Raw genomic sequence first — 15,494 nt, 5'->3', positions numbered from 1 at the left:
CCCCGAGAGTTCCATGCTGCCTTTCCGTCGCAAGAAAAATACGACACCGACCGACTCGAAGGCGACATCGCCTGCCGCTCAGCAGACGTCGCGGCCAGGACTGATCAAGCGCCTGCGCGACGGATTGAAGCGTACCGGCGGTGGCATCGGGACCTTGTTCCTGGGCCGTAAACGCATTGATGCCGACCTGCTCGAGGAGCTCGAGACCCTGCTGCTCATGGCGGATGTGGGCATGGAGGCGACGACCCGCATCATCGGCGATCTGACCGATCGGCTCAAACGCAACGAGCTCGACGACACCGCCGCGCTACACCGTGCCCTGCGCGAAAATATGCTGGCGATCCTGGCGCCCGTGGCCGAGCCACTGGCGATCAACCCTGACGCCAGGCCGATGGTGATCCTCACGGTAGGGATCAACGGCGCGGGCAAGACGACCACGATTGGCAAGCTTGCCGAGCAGTACCGCCACCAGGGTCAGCGCGTGGTGCTCGCGGCCGGTGACACCTTCCGCGCCGCCGCCGTGGAACAACTCCAGACCTGGGGCGAGCGCACCCAGACACCCGTCATCAGCCAGCCCACCGGTTCGGATGCCGCATCCGTGGTCTACGACGCCCACCAAGCGGCCATCGCCCGCAATGCCGATGTACTCATCGCCGATACCGCCGGTCGTCTCCACACCCAGGGCAACCTGATGGACGAGCTGCGCAAGATCCGTCGGGTGCTGGGCAAACAGGATGAAGCGGCGCCGCATGAGGTGCTGCTGGTGCTGGATGCCGGCACGGGACAGAATGCGCTGGCTCAGGCCGAGCAGTTCCGTGATGCCGTCGACGTCACCGGCATCGCCCTCACCAAGCTCGATGGCACAGCCAAGGGGGGCGTAATCTTCGCGATGGCCCAGCGCTTTGGCATTCCGGTCCGCTTTATCGGCATTGGCGAGGGCGTCGAGGATCTCCGCCCGTTCGATGCCGAGGCCTTCGTGGACGCACTGCTCGACGAGGCGCTTGCGGGACCCGATGAGGCATGATCCGATTCGAGGGGGTTGGTAAGCGCTACCCGGGCGGCAACGAGCCGCTGCGTGGACTGAATATCCATATCGAGCGTGGCGAACTGGTCTTTATCACCGGCGCCAGCGGGGCCGGGAAAAGCACCCTCCTGCGGCTCATTCCGCGACTTGAGCGCCCCAGCCGCGGTCGCGTCATCATCGACGATGTTGATCTGTCAGGCCTTCCAAAGCGGCGCATCCCCTATCTGCGCCGCCGCGTCGGTATGACCTTCCAGGACCATCGGCTGCTCTATGATCGGACGCTGTTCGATAACGTCGCTCTGCCGTTGGTTATCGAAGGCCGTCCCCACGCCGACATCCGCCGCCGCGTTCATGCCGCCCTCGATAAGGTCGGCCTGCTCGACCGCCATCAAGCCTATCCCGTCACACTGTCGGGCGGTGAGCAACAAAGGATCGGGATCGCCCGTGCCATTGTCTCGCGCCCCCCGATCCTGCTGGCCGATGAGCCCACCGGCAACCTTGATCCCGCTCTGTCGCGGGAGATCATGCATCTGTTCGAGCAGTTCAACCACGTCGGTGTCACAACGGTCATCGCCAGTCATGACCTGCCGCTGATCAACGCCCTGGGACACCGTCGGATCCACCTCAGCGAGGGACGCACGGCATGAGGCCTGTCGCCGCGATCAAGCGCTGGTCACAGCAGCATGCCCGGGCGGCAATCAGCTCGCTGGGCCGGCTGCGCCTGAAACCGGCCGGGAGTCTCATGACCGGCGCGGCAATCGGTATCGCACTGGCACTGCCCGCCGCATTTCTTGTGGCGATGGACAATCTCGAATCGGTCATGGAAGGCTGGGGTGGCTCACCCCGCGCCTCGATCTTTCTTGATGCACCCACCGATGCCCAACAACAGACCGAAACCGCCGAGCAGATCCACCAGCTCGAGGGGATCGCCTCCGTGCGACTGATTACACCGGAGGAGGCGCTGGCGGAATACCGCGACAGCAGCGGGTTGAGTGACGCGCTCACACTGCTTGAGGACAATCCGCTGCCCGCCGTCGTCGTCGCCGAACTCGAAGCGGGCGGTCGGCGTGCGGATATCGACCAGCTCGTCAGGCAGATCCGCGACATCGCATCGGTCGACACCCTCCGACTGGATCGGGAGTGGCTGCAGCGCCTCAGCGCAATCATCGAACTGGGCAATCGCACCACTGCGCTGGTCGCACTGCTGCTGGGGCTCACGGTCGTGCTGGTGCTGTTCAACACCATCCGGCTCGATATCGAGAACAATCGCCGGGAAATCGAGATAACCAAGCTCATTGGTGGGACCGATGGGTTCATCCGCCGTCCGTTCCTCTATACCGGCCTCTGGTATGGGCTGGCCGGTGGTTTAATGGCCAGTTTGATTCTGGCCGGCGTGGTGATGTTTCTCGCCTCGCCGGTTGACCGCCTGGCGACGCTCTACGGCAGTGGATTCCGCCCCACGGGCGCAGGGCTGACCGGGACGCTGACCCTGATCAGTGGCGGCGGGCTGCTGGGTCTGACCGGCGCCTGGCTGGCGGTGGGCCGTCACCTCACCGCGATCGAGCCGCCGTAATGGAACTCGGCTCGCGGGCTTGTCTTCCAAGCGGGAGTGTTATAATACCCGTATCAACGACTCGGGAGGGTTGTCATGGACGCAGGCGCCGCACTGGTCAGCACTGACTACAATAAACTGCCGCTTCGCGCAGGCAGCGAGAATCACTACATCCAGGCAGTCAACGCGATCCCCGCGCTGGACGCCGATGAGGAGCATTCGCTGGCCTGTCGCTATCGGGACAACGATGACCTTGAGGCGGCACGCTGGCTGGTGCTCTCACACCTGCGTTTCGTCGTGCATATCGCCCGCGGTTACAGTGGTTACGGTCTGCCGCTCGCGGACATCATCCAGGAAGGCAATATCGGGCTTATGAAGGCGGTCAAGCGCTTTGACCCCGAAGTGGGCGTTCGGCTGGTGTCTTTCGCGGTGCACTGGATCCGCGCCGAGATACATGAGTACATTCTGCGCAACTGGCGGATGGTTAAGGTCGCCACGACCAAGGCGCAGCGCAAGCTTTTCTTCAACCTCCGGGGCTCCAAGAAACGTCTGGGCTGGTTCAACCGCGCCGAGGTCAACGCAGTCGCAGCCGATCTGGGCGTCAAACCCGAAACCGTCCTGGAGATGGAATCCCGCCTCTCCGGACAGGATGTCGGCTTTGACCCCGCACCCGAGGCCGATGACGAGGACACGGTCGCTCGCGCGCCCGCCGCCTATCTCACCGATCAGTCCATGGACCCCGCCCAGACGATCGAGAGCCAGGACTGGGCCGACTGGCAGGATCACGCACTGTCTGGTGCGCTGGATGCCCTGGATCCGCGCAGCGAAGACATCCTTCGTCGGCGCTGGCTGAACGAGCATAAGGACACCCTCCACACGCTCGCCGCCGAATACGGTGTTTCGGCGGAGCGGATCCGTCAGCTCGAGAAAAACGCGCTGAAGAAACTGCGCGAGGGTCTCGGCGGACACACCCTCGAGGCCTGATCGACCCGCGCATTGGGTCAGATCAGCCCGCGTTCAGCGAAGCTGACGGGGCGCCCCTCACCGACCACGAAGTGATCCAGCACGCGGATATCGACGGTCGCGAGGGCGTCGCGGAGCCGCTCGGTCATCCGCTCATCAGCCAGACTCGGCTCAGTCACACCCGAGGGGTGGTTGTGGGCCAGGATCACCGCGGCCGCGTTAAGCCGCAGGGCGCGGCTGACCACCTCGCGCGGATAGACACTGGCCGCATCAATCGTGCCGCGGAACAGCTCCTCAAACCCGATCACCTGATGGCGGTTATCCAGAAACAGGCAGGCAAAGATCTCGTGCGGCAGATGCCGCAGTCGCGCGACGAGGTATTGGCGCGTCTCCTCCGGTCCGGTCATCGGCTCACCACGGGCCAACTGTGCCTGCAGGTGGCGACGTCCCATCTCCAGCACGGCCTGCAACTGCACGTATTTCGCCGGCCCCAGCCCATGGTGACCCGCGAATGTCTCAGCATCGGCCTCGAGCAGAGGGCGTAATCCACCGAATGCAGTCAGCAGGTGGCGGGCCAGATCAACCGCTGTCCGCCCACGCACCCCGGTCCGCAGGAAAATCGCCAGCAGTTCCGCATCGGACAGCGCTGCAGCCCCCCGCTCGATCAGTTTCTCTCTGGGCCGCTCCGCCGCCGGCCAGTCGGAAATCGCCATGCTCACCTCGTTGTGGCGTTTTCATACAACCGGCAACAGTGTAGTTTTCCCAGACCGACTCAAGCTGCGAACGCGTTCCGCAATGAACCTCTCCGGTCAACACATCCTGTTGGGCGTGACCGGCGGCATCGCCGCCTATAAGGCCCCCGATCTGGTCCGGCGACTGCGTCAGGCCGGCGCCGAGGTGCGGGTCGTGCTGACCGCCGGTGCGCAGGCCTTTGTCACGCCGCTGACCTTCCAGGCCGTCTCCCACCAGCCCGTGCACACCGACCTGCTCGATCCCGAGGCGGAAGCCGGCATGGGGCATCTCGAGCTCGCACGCTGGGCGGATCGGGTCATTGTCGCCCCAGCCAGTGCCGACGCCATGGCGCGCCTCGCCCATGGCCTGGCCGGTGATCTACTGACAACCCTATGCCTGGCGACCCGGGCGCCGATCACCGTCTGCCCGGCGATGAACCACATCATGTGGCAGTCCGCGGCCACCGTCGCCAATACCGAGACATTGCGTCACCGCGGCATGCAGATACTGGGACCGGTGGATGGGCCGCTCGCGGAGGGCGAGTCCGGACCCGGGCGGCTGATGGAACCGGCGGATATCGTCGCCGCGCTGACGGTGCCCGGTGCGCTGACCGGTCAGACAGTGCTGATCACGGCCGGTCCGACGCGTGAGCCGATCGATGCCGTGCGCTTCATCGCCAACCGCAGCAGTGGCCGAATGGGCTTTGCCGTCGCCGCAGCGGCGGCGGATGCCGGTGCGCAGGTCATACTGATCGCCGGACCCACAGCCCAGCCGACACCACCCGGTGTGACCCGCATCGATGTGGAAACAGCCACCGACATGCATGCCGCCACCCTGAGCCGCGCCGCCGACAGCGACCTGGTCATCGCCGCCGCTGCGGTGGCCGACTATCGCGTCGCAAGGCCGGCCGACCGCAAGGTCCGCAAGGCCGACACACCCCCATCGCTCGAGCTCATCCCCAATCCGGATATCATCCGCGATGTGGCAGAGATAGTGGATGGGCCATTCACGGTGGGCTTCGCCGCCGAGACCCACGAGGTCACCGATCACGCGCGGGACAAGCTCACCGATAAGGGGCTGGACATGATCGCGGCCAATCAGGTCGGTGAGGGACGCGGCTTTGAGGTGAGCGAGAACACCCTCGAGGTCCTGTGGCGGACCGGCCAACAGACCATCGGGCCGATGCCCAAGGAGCGTCTTGGTCGGGCGCTGATTACACTGATCGGGGAGCGTTTCCATGCAACGCGTTGAACTTCGCATTCTGGATGATCGGCTGGGTCGAGACTTTCCGCTGCCCGACTACGCCACTGACGGGGCGGCGGGCATCGACCTGCGCGCCTGCCTGCAGGCCACTACCGTCCTGCAACCCGACAACACGCTGCTTATTCCCTCGGGCATGGCGATCCACATCGCCGATGCCGAGCACGCTGCGGTCATCCTGCCGCGCTCGGGGCTCGGTCATAAGCATGGCATTGTGCTCGGTAATGGGGTCGGGCTGATCGACTCGGACTATCAGGGGGAGGTCTTCATTTCCTGCTGGAACCGCAGCCAGACCGCCTTTACGATCGAACCCGGCGACCGGATCGCCCAGCTGGTCTTCGTCCCGGTAAGCCGTCCGCGCTTTACCACCGTTGAGGCGTTCGCCGACAGCGAGCGCGGCGACGGCGGATTCGGTCACACCGGCCAGCAATAGACAAGGATGCCCAATCATGACGATCAACCCCGCCATACTACGCGCCTACGATATCCGTGGGCGCGTCGACCGGGAGCTGACTGAAGCCACCGTCCAGGCGCTGGGTCAGGCGATTGGCTCGGCTGCAGATGATGCCGGCCAGACCGCGGTGGTGGTTGGCTATGACGGTCGCGAATCAAGCCCCCGACTGGCCGTCGCGCTACGCGCCGGACTGATCGCCGCAGGCCGGGAGGTGATCGACATCGGTCAGGTGCCCACACCGGTGATGTATTTCGCAACCCACTGGCTCGGCACCCAGGCGGGCATCGTTGTCACCGGCAGCCATAACCCGCCGGAATACAATGGCCTGAAGACGATCATCAATGGCCGTCCTGTCTGGGGCGAGGGTATTCAGGCCCTGGGGGAGCGGATCGCGCAGGGCGATGTGAAACGGGGCAGCGGTCATGAGCGTCAGGTATCGGTCATCGACGCCTATCGGCGCCGCATCAGCGACGAGATCCAGCTGCAGCGCCCGCTCAGGGCCGTGGTCGACTGTGGCAATGGCATCCCCGGCGCCGTCGCCCCGACGGTGCTCGAGGCGATCGGTGTCGAGGTCATCCCCCTTTTCTGCGACGTCGACGGCCGCTTTCCAAACCATCACCCCGATCCGACGGTCCCGGAGAATCTCACCGACCTGATCCAGGCAGTGGCCGACCATCGGGCCGATGTGGGACTCGCCTTCGATGGCGATGGTGATCGGCTCGGCGTGGTCGACGAGACCGGTCATATCATTTGGGCGGATCGGCAGATGATGCTCTATGCCAACGCCATCCTCGCCGACCGTCCGGGCGAGGGAATCGTCTTCGACGTCAAATGCAGCGGCCGCCTTGCCGAGGTCATCGATCAGGCCGGTGGTCAGGCGATCATGTGGAAGACCGGTCACTCGCTGATCAAGGAAAAGCTCCGCGAGACCGGCGCCCCCCTGGCCGGCGAAATGAGCGGGCATCTGTTCTTCAACGACCGCTGGTATGGCTTCGACGATGGCATCTACGCCGCGGCGCGCCTGCTCGAGATCCTCGCCGCCGATGCACGGCCGGTCAGCGCGATCTTTGCGGATCTGCCGGAGCCGGTCACCACCCCGGAAATCCGCATGGATCTGCAGGAGGGCGAGCCGCACCGGCTCATGGCGGCGCTTATGGAGCGCGCCCAGCGGTTCGAGGACGCGGCGATCACTACCATCGACGGACTGCGGGTCGACTTCGACGACGGCTGGGGGCTGGTCCGGGCCTCGAACACGCAGCCCTGCCTGGTGATGCGCTTCGAGGGTACTGACGAGACCGCCCTCACGCGCATCCGGGAACGCCTTGAGGCGCTGATCCGGGTGTCCGCGGAGGCCAGCGGCATCGTCCTTTGATCTCAGTCAAGGACTCAGCCGGATCGACTATCCAGGACGCAGGAACGCCGCCTACCCTTTACTCACATCGTTTGAGTCAAGGAGCGAAGTCATGAAGGCCGTCCATTCCATCCCCGTTGCGATCGCATTCGGGCTCGGCAGCAGCGTTGCGATCGGCAACGATGATCTCCAGGAGCGCGCCCAGATGCTGTTCGATCCAATCCCGGACAGCGCCGCCAGTCATATTGACGAGCGCAACGAGATGACGCCCGAGAAGATCGAGCTGGGTAAGCTGCTGTTCTTCGATCCGCGCCTTTCCGCGAGCCAGACGATCAGCTGCAACACCTGCCATAACGTTGGCATGGGCGGTGATGACAATATCCCCAGCTCGGTCGGTCATAACTGGCAGCGTGGCCCGCGCAACTCGCCCACGATCTTCAACGCGGTCTTCAACGTCGCTCAGTTCTGGGACGGCCGTGCCGAGGACATGACCGAGCAGGCCAAGGGACCGATCCAGGCCGGCGTCGAGATGAACAACACGCCGGCCAACCTCGAGGCGACGCTGCAGAGCATCGATGCCTATGTCGACGCATTCGAGGACGCTTTCCCCGACTCGGAACAGGCGGTCAGCTTTGACAACACGGCGAAGGCGCTCGAGGTCTATCAGGCCACGCTGATCACGCCCGATGCCCCGTTCGATCAGTACCTCAAGGGGGATACGGACGCCCTAACGGATCAGCAGATCGCCGGGCTCGACGCGTTCGTGAACAAGGGCTGCGTCGCCTGCCATAATGGCGTCAACGTCGGTGGGCAGGGCTACTATCCCTTCGGAGTCGTCAACCGCCCGGGCGCCGAAATCATGCCCGAGGGTGACACGGGCCGGGCCCAGGTCACGGAAACGGCTTCCGACGCCTATGTCTTCCGCTCCCCCTCGCTGCGGAACGTCGAGCTGACGGCGCCCTACTTCCACTCCGGCAACGTCTGGAGCCTGCAGGAGGCGGTATCGATCATGAACGATGCCCAGCTCAACAGCCTGCTCACGGAAGAGGACGTGGTGAATGTCACGGCCTTCCTGCGCTCGCTCACGGGCCGCCAGCCGGAGGTGGTCTACCCGGATCTGCCGCTGCGCTCGGAGTCGACGCCGATGCCCGACATCCCCGACTACCCGAGGGCGTCGGGCGCCGAGGGCTAAGCCCCCGGCAGTGCTTGCGTCCCGCCCCCCGGGGGGCGACCATTGGACCGCACCTCCGGGTGCGGTCCTTTTGTGTGAATCCGGAAAAAAGCACCCAATGAGCATCGATACCACAGCCCCCAGCCAGGTTGCCCACGTCCTCACCGAGGCCCTGCCCTACATCCGCCGCTTCCATGGCCGGACTGTCGTCGTCAAATACGGCGGCAATGCGATGACCGACGACGACCTCAAGCGAAGCTTTGCGCGGGACGTAGTGCTCATGAAGCTGGTTGGCATCAACCCTGTCATCGTCCACGGCGGCGGTCCGCAGATCGGCAGCGTACTCTCGCAGATCGGTAAACAGACCGAGTTCATTCAAGGCATGCGGGTCACCGACGCCGAGACCATGGATGTGGTCGAGATGGTGCTTGGCGGGCTGGTCAATAAGGACATCGTTAACCTGATCAACACTCACGGCGGCCGCGCGGTGGGCCTGAGTGGCAAGGATGGTGGACTTATCAGGGCCCGGCGACTGACTCTGACCGGCACCGGACCGGCTGAACAGGCCCCGGAGATCATCGACATTGGCCATGTCGGCGAGGTCACGGGTATCGATCCAGCGCTTATGACACTGCTCGACGGGGCCGACTTCATTCCGGTGATCGCGCCGATCGGCGTGGACCAGGCGGGCACCTCCTACAATATCAACGCTGACCTGGTCGCGGGGCATCTGGCCCGGACCCTGCGGGCGGAAAAACTGATCCTCATGACCAATACCGCAGGGATCCTCGATGATGACGGACAACTCCTGACCGGACTGGATGCCGAACGCGTCCAGCAGCTGATCAGCGATGGCACGATTCAGGGCGGCATGCTGCCCAAGGTCGACTGCGCACTGGAGGCCGTCAACGATGGTGTAGAGGCGGCGACGATCATCGATGGGCGTGTTGAGCATGCCGTTCTGCTGGAGCTACTGACCGACAGCGGCGTTGGCACACTGATCCACGGTGGCGGCCGAACGGCATGAGCCCGCGCATCGGCAGCATCGACACGGCGCGCTTTCTGGCGATTGTCCTGGTGTTCTACGGCCACCTGGTCGACCAGGTCATGTACCTCGACAACGCCGCCGCCGCGCTCCAGTACAAGTGGGTATACAGCTTTCACATGCCACTGTTCTATCTGCTCTCCGGGGTCGTGCACAACGAACAGCGCCTGACCCTTGGCTGGGGCGCCATACTGGCGCGGATTCTGCGCGGGCGACTGGTGCCCTATGCCGTCTTCGCCCTGCTCCCGGCGGCACTGGCACTGGCGGGCGTACCGGGCTGGTTCCCGACCATCGACCTGAGCGGCCTCGATGGCTATGTCGCGGGACTCATCAGCACCGCCCGGGGCCTGCCCGCCTTCAATATTCCGCTGTGGTTTCTTGCGAGCCTGGTCGCACTTGAATTACTGCACCGTTTGATCGGTGGGTTATGGCGCAGCAACCGAGCGCTGGTGGCGGGGATCATCGGCTTCTACGCCCTCGGTTATGGCTTCAACCGCATCGTGGATGTGCTGGCCGCTGATCTGATCATGTGGATGGCGCACGTGGTCCCGCTGGGCTATGCGTTCTACCTTACCGGCATCCTGATCCGTCGCAGCGGTCTGCTCGAGCGCACCTACTCGACCCGCGCCGTGGCAATGGCCGCACTCGCCTGTCTGGTGACTGTCACGCTGACCTTTGACCTCAACACTGGCCCATTCCGTCTGCTCGACGTCGTGGTCATGATGTTCGGCACCGTCGGGCATCCCCTGCTGTTCCCGTTGACGGCCCTCGCCGGGAGTGCGCTGGTCATCCTCGTCGCCCGGCTGATGCCGGCCTGGCAGGGGCTCCAGTACCTCGGCGCGATCACTCTGGTGATCTACTGCCTGCACGGGTTTTTCTATCACTTCGTCAATGCACCGCTTGCCGCCTGGATGAACACGGCGCTGCCGGTGGAGACGGGGTGGGTGCTCGGTCTGAGCAGCGCGGTCGCGGTGGCCCTGAGTGTCGCGGTAGCAGCCGCCGGGGCGATGGCGATCCAGCGATTCGCGCCGGTGCTTGGCGGTGGCCGCCGCCGTCAGGCCCCGTAGCGGGCACGATAGTCGCGCATCGCGGCGAGATCGTCGGCCCGATCGCCGCGGCGCTCAAGGTATTCCATCAGGGTATCGAGGTTGAGGATGGCGGTCACCGGCACAGCGTGACGCTCAGCCACCTCCTGAGTCGCCGAGCAGGCACTCTGGTCAGTCTGGCCGCGCTCCTGACGATCCAGCGCCACCAGCACGCCCGCGATCGTGGCACCGGCCGACTCGATCAGCTCGACACTCTCGGCCACGGAAGTACCGGCGGAGATCACGTCGTCGACGATCAGCACTCGGCCCGCGAGCGGCGCGCCGACCACTGAGCCGCCTTCACCATGGGCCTTTTCTTCCTTGCGGTTGAACGCCCATGGGCAATCGATGCCGTAATCGGCAGCCAGCGCGACGGACAGGGCCGAGACCAGCGGAATGCCCTTGTAGGCCGGGCCGAACACCATATCGAAGGGCAATCCGGCATCGACGATCCGCCGGGCATACGCCGAGCCCAGGCGCCGTAGCGCTTCACCGGAGCTGAATAGCCCGGTATTGAAGAAATAGGGGCTCTGCCGGCCGGACTTGAGGGTGAATGCCCCGAACCGGAGCACCTGCCGGTCAAGGGCGAAATCGATAAGCGCCTGCTGATAGGATTGCATGGCCGCTATCCTGTATTGCGCATGCCGGCGGCGATGCCGTTGATGCAGATCATCAGCGCATCGCGCAGGTCTTCCTCGTGGCCGTGCCGGACCCGGTCGAGGAGCTCAACCTGCAGCAGGTTGAGCGGATCGACATAGGGATTGCGCAGACCCACCGAGCGCTGCACGACCGGGGCGTCATCCAGCGGCTCGTCATGCTGGCTGACCTCGAGCACGGTATGGCGCGTCTCGGCATGCCGCTCGCGCAGGCCCTCACCAAGCCCGTGCAGAGCCTGCGGGACCAGACGCGCGTCGTACCAGGCACTGACTGCTGGATCGCTCTTCGCGAGCACCATCTCCATCATGTCGATGAACGCCCGGAAAAACGGCCACGCCTCGTACATATGATGCAGGGTGTCACGACGACCGGCGTCCAGGCTCTCCGCCAGCGCACTGCCCGCGCCCAGCCACGCGGGCAGCAACAGCCGCGTCTGCGTCCAGGCGAAGATCCAGGGAATGGCGCGCAGGCTCTCGACCCCCTGGGTCGGCTTGCGTCGTGCCGGACGGCTGCCGATGGCCAGATGGCTGATCTCGTGCTCGGGCGTGGCGTGGCGGAAGTATTCGATGAACTCCGGCGTCTCGCGGACCATGTCGCGGTAGACCTCGCAGGAACGCTCCGCCAGCCGGTCCATGATCTCGCGCCAGCCACTCTCGGGCGGATTCGGTGGCACCAGCGTGGCCTCCGCGACCGCGGTGATGTAGAGCTCGAGGTTACGCTCGGCGATGCCGGGCAGCCCGAATTTGGCCTGAATGACCTCTCCCTGTTCCGTGACCCGCAGCCGGCCGTCCACTGAACCCGGGGGCTGGGAGAGGATCGCGGCATGGGTGGGACCGCCCCCACGGCCGATAGAGCCACCGCGACCATGGAAGAGCTTGAGGTTGATGCCCTGACGACGGGCGGTTTCCACCAACTGCTCCTGAGTCTGGTAGAGCGCCCAGGCGGCGGTGAGATGACTCGCGTCCTTGCCCGAGTCGGAGTAGCCGATCATCACCTCCTGCACGCCGTCGATATGCTCGCGATACCAGTCGATATCGATCAGCTGCTCGAGACAGGTCTGTGCGCCCTGTAGGTCGGTCAGCGTTTCGAACAACGGCACCACGCGCAGTGGCGAGCGCACGCCCACCTCTTTCTGGAGCAGTTTGACACCGAGGATGTCGGAGGGCTTCGAGGCCATGGAGATGACATAGGCACCCAGCGAATCCGAGCCCATCTCGGCGATCACGCGGCAGGTGTCGAGCACCTCTGCGACCTCCTCGTCGGGTTCGAAGTCGCGTGGAATCAGCGGCCGGCGGCTGCCGAGCTCGCGGATCAGAAAGCGCTGGCGTTCCTGTTCGTCCCAGACGGCATAGCTGCCGATCCCCAACGCCTCGGTCAGGGCATTCAGGGCATCGGTATGGCGGGTGGATTCCTGACGGATATCGACCCGCATCAAGGTCAGTCCAAAGACTGAGAGCCGGCGCAGCAGATCCTTCAACCGCCCCTCGGCGATCATGCCGGCACCGCTCTCGTGCAGCGACCGATAACAGATCATCAGCGGCTCGCGCAGCTCGTCGGTCCGCCAGTAGATCAGTCCGTCCGTCGGCCGCCGACCGGCGAGCCGGGCGTCGAGCCAGTGGCGGGTGGCCCCCGGCCCCACCCCCCCCCCGGGGGGGGGGGGGGGGGAGCCGTGGCGGGTGGCCACCAGCCGGTCCCGTACCGCCTTGAGCGCGGTACGATAGGGCTCCCAGGCGTCTCCCACCCAGCCACGCAGCTCGTCGCTGGCGCACTGCAGCGATAGCTCCTCGACCAATTCGTTGATCTGGCGCTCGTAGAGCTCGACCGCCTTCCAGCGATTGAGCAGGCAGACCTCACGAGTGACGGTGGAGGTCACGCGGGGGTTGCCGTCCCGGTCACCGCCCATCCAGGAGCCGAAATGGATGGGTGCTGCATCCAGTGCCAGCGGCTTACCGGTCTGGCGCTGGAGGTTGCGGTCGAGGCGGCGCAGGAAATGCGGCACCACGTCCCAGAGGGTCTGTTCGATCACGGCCAGTCCCCAACGGGCCTCATCCTGCGGAGCCGGCCGCCGGCGGCGGATTTCATCGGTCTCCCAGGCGGCGGTGATCTCGCGCTTGAGTGACTGATGGACCTCTTCGATCTCCTCCGGTGTCGGATCGAGCCGATCGCCATCCCCGAGCAGCTCGGCGATGTGATTGTATTTCTGCAGCAGCGAGCGGCGCATCACCTCGGTTGGATGGGCGGTCAGAACGAGCTCGATGTCGAGGCTCGCCACCGTTTCGTGGAGGGAGTCGTTGTTGCCGGAGGCCTCCATGCGCTTGAAGAACTCCTCCAGCGATCCGCGCAGCGGTCCGGTCTGGGTATCCCGCACCCAGGCCCGGCTGCGGCGGATGCGGTGATGCTGCTCGGCGATGTTGGCCAGATTGAGGAACTGCGAGAAGGCCCGCACCACCGGGACGATCATCTCATCGGGCAGCTCGCCGAGCCGCTTCTCGAGCGCCCGGGCCGCCGCCTCGTCACCGGCACGCGCGCTCTTCGCGAGCCCGCGGATCTCCTCCACGGTCTCATAGACATGCGCGCCGGACTGCTCATGGATTGTGCTACCCAGGAGCCCGCCCAACTGGCGGATGTCCTCGCGCAATGGCGCGTCGCTGCGGTTTTCACTCATATTGGCGATCCCTCCCTTGATCGCGGCATTCTGACCAAACCGGCAAACCCGATCAAGAAAGCCCCCGCCGCCCGCGCACCGATCCATCGCGGTTACCCTTGCTCCGCCCGGCGCCTTCCCCGAGGATGCGCTCATGGAGCAAACCACTCGAAGCGGGCGCTGGCGCGAGGCAATCACGGTCTACCGCCGGCCCAGTGTCCTCGCGATGCTGTTTCTCGGGTTCTCGGCCGGACTGCCGTTCATGCTCGTGTTCGCCACACTCAGCGCCTGGCTGCGGGAGATGGATGTCAGCCGCTCGGCCATTGGTTTTTTCAGCTGGGTCGGCATCACCTACTCGATCAAGTTCATCTGGTCGCCGGTCATCGACCGTGTCCCCCTGCCCGCACTGACCCGATACCTGGGCCGCCGCCGGGCCTGGATCCTGCTCGGACAGCTCGGCATCGCCACCGGCCTGACCGGGATGGCCTTCGCCGATCCGGCGGCGGGACTCCTGCCGGTGGCACTACTCGCGCTGCTGGTGGCGTTTTCTTCAGCGACACAGGATGTCGCCATAGACGCGTTCCGCATTGAATGCGATATCGACCGCTTCCAGGGCGCACTGGCCGCGGCTTACCAGCTCGGTTACCGCGTCGCCATCCTCGCCTCCTACACCGGAGCCCTCTATCTCGCTGATCTGCTCAACTGGCGGGCAGCCTACCTCACCATGGCCGCGTTGATGGGCATTGGTATGCTGACCGTCCTGCTGCGACCGGAACCCGTCCGCGAGATCGATCGGCTCCGACGTGGCGATGATGCACACGCTCGGGCATTCATCGCCCGGCACCCGCAGATGCCGGGATGGCTGCGACAGACAATCGCCTGGCTGCTGAGCGCCGTGGTCGCGCCGGTGCGCGAGTTTTTCAGCCGCTTCGGGCGCTTCGCCCTGGTGATGCTGGCGCTGGTGGCGAGTTTTCGAATCACCGATATCGCCATGGCCAGTATGGCCAATCCGCTCTACATCGACCTTGGCTACAGCAAGGCGGTGATCGCCAATGTCAGCGGTGCCTGGGGCCTGGGCATGACCATTGTGGGCGCTCTGCTGGGTGGATCACTGACAGCGCGCTTCGGCATCATGCGCCCGCTGCTGGGCGGTGCCTGTCTCGCCGCTGTCACCAATCTGCTGTTCGCGTGGATGGCCGGCCAGGGCGGCGCGACCTCCGCCCTGGTGCTCACCATCAGCGCCGACAACCTCTCCGGCGGCATCGCCGGCTCAGTGTTCATCGCCTGGCTGTCGAGCCTGACCAACACGAGCTACACCGCCACGCAGTACGCCCTTTTCAGCTCGCTCATGACGCTACCCGGCAAGTTTCTGAGCGGATTTGGCGGTATGGTGGTCGACGCCATCAACTATCCGACCTTCTTCGTCATCTCAGCGCTCATGGGACTACCGGCAGTGGGCCTGATCGTCATCATCATGCGCCGCGAATCCGCACGCGGCACCCTAGACGCTGTCACACGTGACGGTGGAAAATAGCGTTTTATCTTCAGGGAGCCCG

14 protein-coding genes are annotated in these 15,494 nt (G+C 65.0%); 11 read left to right on the top strand and 3 right to left on the bottom strand.

What is annotated here, in order from left to right; genetic code table 11:
* Nucleotides 1-13 precede the first annotated feature (13 nt).
* The 4 genes from ftsY (at nt 14) to rpoH (ending at nt 3,560) form a co-directional block, all read left to right on the top strand.
* The gene (gene ftsY / locus SPICUR_RS01175) at nt 14-1,024 is read left to right on the top strand and encodes a signal recognition particle-docking protein FtsY (RefSeq protein ID WP_023365205.1); all 1,011 of its coding nucleotides are present in this window, start codon (nt 14-16) and stop codon (nt 1,022-1,024) included.
* Entirely contained in the window at nt 1,021-1,671 is a 651-nt protein-coding gene (gene ftsE / locus SPICUR_RS01170; protein ID WP_023365203.1) for a cell division ATP-binding protein FtsE, read from the top strand. The genes ftsY and ftsE overlap by 4 nt, the downstream gene beginning before the upstream one ends.
* Nucleotides 1,668-2,597, top strand: a complete 930-nt coding sequence (ftsX, locus tag SPICUR_RS01165; protein WP_023365201.1) for a permease-like cell division protein FtsX — start codon at nt 1,668-1,670, stop codon at nt 2,595-2,597. The genes ftsE and ftsX overlap by 4 nt, the downstream gene beginning before the upstream one ends.
* A gap of 75 nt (nt 2,598-2,672) precedes the next feature.
* Nucleotides 2,673-3,560, top strand: coding sequence for an RNA polymerase sigma factor RpoH (gene rpoH, locus SPICUR_RS01160; RefSeq protein WP_023365199.1), 888 nt, complete (start codon nt 2,673-2,675; stop codon nt 3,558-3,560).
* A gap of 17 nt (nt 3,561-3,577) precedes the next feature.
* Here the strand turns inward: rpoH and radC are convergent, their stop codons facing one another.
* Complete coding sequence (gene radC / locus SPICUR_RS01155) at nt 3,578-4,252, bottom strand: RadC family protein (RefSeq protein ID WP_023365197.1); 675 nt, start codon at nt 4,250-4,252, stop codon at nt 3,578-3,580.
* A gap of 82 nt (nt 4,253-4,334) precedes the next feature.
* On the opposite strand from radC, the gene coaBC reads away from it, so the two are divergent.
* The 6 genes from coaBC to SPICUR_RS01125 all read left to right on the top strand — a co-directional run bounded on the left by coaBC (nt 4,335) and on the right by SPICUR_RS01125 (nt 10,619).
* Nucleotides 4,335-5,522 carry a bifunctional phosphopantothenoylcysteine decarboxylase/phosphopantothenate--cysteine ligase CoaBC gene (gene coaBC, locus SPICUR_RS01150; protein WP_023365195.1) on the top strand — a complete coding sequence of 396 codons (1,188 nt, stop codon included), beginning with the start codon at nt 4,335-4,337 and terminating at the stop codon, nt 5,520-5,522.
* Complete coding sequence (gene dut, locus SPICUR_RS01145) at nt 5,509-5,964, top strand: dUTP diphosphatase (RefSeq protein ID WP_023365193.1); 456 nt, start codon at nt 5,509-5,511, stop codon at nt 5,962-5,964. The genes coaBC and dut overlap by 14 nt, the downstream gene beginning before the upstream one ends.
* Before the next feature lie 16 nt (nt 5,965-5,980).
* Nucleotides 5,981-7,357, top strand: a complete 1,377-nt coding sequence (locus SPICUR_RS01140) for a phosphomannomutase/phosphoglucomutase (protein ID WP_023365191.1) — start codon at nt 5,981-5,983, stop codon at nt 7,355-7,357.
* A 91-nt stretch (nt 7,358-7,448) separates the two neighbouring features.
* Nucleotides 7,449-8,528: a cytochrome-c peroxidase gene (locus SPICUR_RS01135; RefSeq protein ID WP_023365189.1), complete on the top strand. Its 1,080-nt coding sequence runs from the start codon at nt 7,449-7,451 to the stop codon at nt 8,526-8,528.
* Nucleotides 8,529-8,625: 97 nt separating this feature from the next.
* Nucleotides 8,626-9,534: an acetylglutamate kinase gene (gene argB, locus SPICUR_RS01130; protein WP_023365187.1), complete on the top strand. Its 909-nt coding sequence runs from the start codon at nt 8,626-8,628 to the stop codon at nt 9,532-9,534.
* Nucleotides 9,531-10,619 carry an acyltransferase family protein gene (locus SPICUR_RS01125; protein WP_023365185.1) on the top strand — a complete coding sequence of 363 codons (1,089 nt, stop codon included), beginning with the start codon at nt 9,531-9,533 and terminating at the stop codon, nt 10,617-10,619. The genes argB and SPICUR_RS01125 overlap by 4 nt, the downstream gene beginning before the upstream one ends.
* On the opposite strand, the gene pyrE is transcribed toward SPICUR_RS01125, so the two are convergent.
* Together pyrE and ppc are read right to left on the bottom strand one after the other, a co-directional pair.
* Nucleotides 10,607-11,257: an orotate phosphoribosyltransferase gene (pyrE, locus tag SPICUR_RS01120; RefSeq protein ID WP_023365183.1), complete on the bottom strand. Its 651-nt coding sequence runs from the start codon at nt 11,255-11,257 to the stop codon at nt 10,607-10,609. The two genes, SPICUR_RS01125 and pyrE, sit on opposite strands and share 13 nt — an antisense overlap.
* Before the next feature lie 5 nt (nt 11,258-11,262).
* The gene (gene ppc, locus SPICUR_RS01115; protein ID WP_023365181.1) at nt 11,263-13,959 is read right to left on the bottom strand and encodes a phosphoenolpyruvate carboxylase; all 2,697 of its coding nucleotides are present in this window, start codon (nt 13,957-13,959) and stop codon (nt 11,263-11,265) included.
* 133 nt (nt 13,960-14,092) lie between these two features.
* Here ppc and SPICUR_RS01110 point away from each other — a divergent pair, with 133 nt between their 5' ends.
* On the top strand, nt 14,093-15,472 hold the full coding sequence (locus tag SPICUR_RS01110; RefSeq protein WP_051373222.1) for an AmpG family muropeptide MFS transporter: 1,380 nt from the start codon (nt 14,093-14,095) through the stop codon (nt 15,470-15,472).
* Nucleotides 15,473-15,494 lie beyond the last annotated feature (22 nt).

The sequence above is a fragment of the Spiribacter curvatus genome (assembly GCF_000485905.1).
GTDB lineage: Bacteria > Pseudomonadota > Gammaproteobacteria > Nitrococcales > Nitrococcaceae > Spiribacter > Spiribacter curvatus.
Note: the sequence above shows the minus strand (reverse complement) of the source record. Positions and strands in the feature narration are given on the sequence as shown.

Coding starts and splice junctions, on each gene's coding strand:
- ftsE (WP_023365203.1), top strand. CDS start 1,021: ATGATCCGATTCGAGGGGGTTGGTAAGCGCTACCCGGGCGGCAACGAG.
- ftsX (WP_023365201.1), top strand. CDS start 1,668: ATGAGGCCTGTCGCCGCGATCAAGCGCTGGTCACAGCAGCATGCCCGG.
- SPICUR_RS01125 (WP_023365185.1), top strand. CDS start 9,531: ATGAGCCCGCGCATCGGCAGCATCGACACGGCGCGCTTTCTGGCGATT.
- ftsY (WP_023365205.1), top strand. CDS start 14: ATGCTGCCTTTCCGTCGCAAGAAAAATACGACACCGACCGACTCGAAG.
- coaBC (WP_023365195.1), top strand. CDS start 4,335: ATGAACCTCTCCGGTCAACACATCCTGTTGGGCGTGACCGGCGGCATC.
- dut (WP_023365193.1), top strand. CDS start 5,509: ATGCAACGCGTTGAACTTCGCATTCTGGATGATCGGCTGGGTCGAGAC.
- argB (WP_023365187.1), top strand. CDS start 8,626: ATGAGCATCGATACCACAGCCCCCAGCCAGGTTGCCCACGTCCTCACC.
- pyrE (WP_023365183.1), bottom strand. CDS start 11,257: ATGCAATCCTATCAGCAGGCGCTTATCGATTTCGCCCTTGACCGGCAG.
- SPICUR_RS01140 (WP_023365191.1), top strand. CDS start 5,981: ATGACGATCAACCCCGCCATACTACGCGCCTACGATATCCGTGGGCGC.
- SPICUR_RS01110 (WP_051373222.1), top strand. CDS start 14,093: ATGGAGCAAACCACTCGAAGCGGGCGCTGGCGCGAGGCAATCACGGTC.
- radC (WP_023365197.1), bottom strand. CDS start 4,252: ATGGCGATTTCCGACTGGCCGGCGGCGGAGCGGCCCAGAGAGAAACTG.
- rpoH (WP_023365199.1), top strand. CDS start 2,673: ATGGACGCAGGCGCCGCACTGGTCAGCACTGACTACAATAAACTGCCG.
- ppc (WP_023365181.1), bottom strand. CDS start 13,959: ATGAGTGAAAACCGCAGCGACGCGCCATTGCGCGAGGACATCCGCCAG.
- SPICUR_RS01135 (WP_023365189.1), top strand. CDS start 7,449: ATGAAGGCCGTCCATTCCATCCCCGTTGCGATCGCATTCGGGCTCGGC.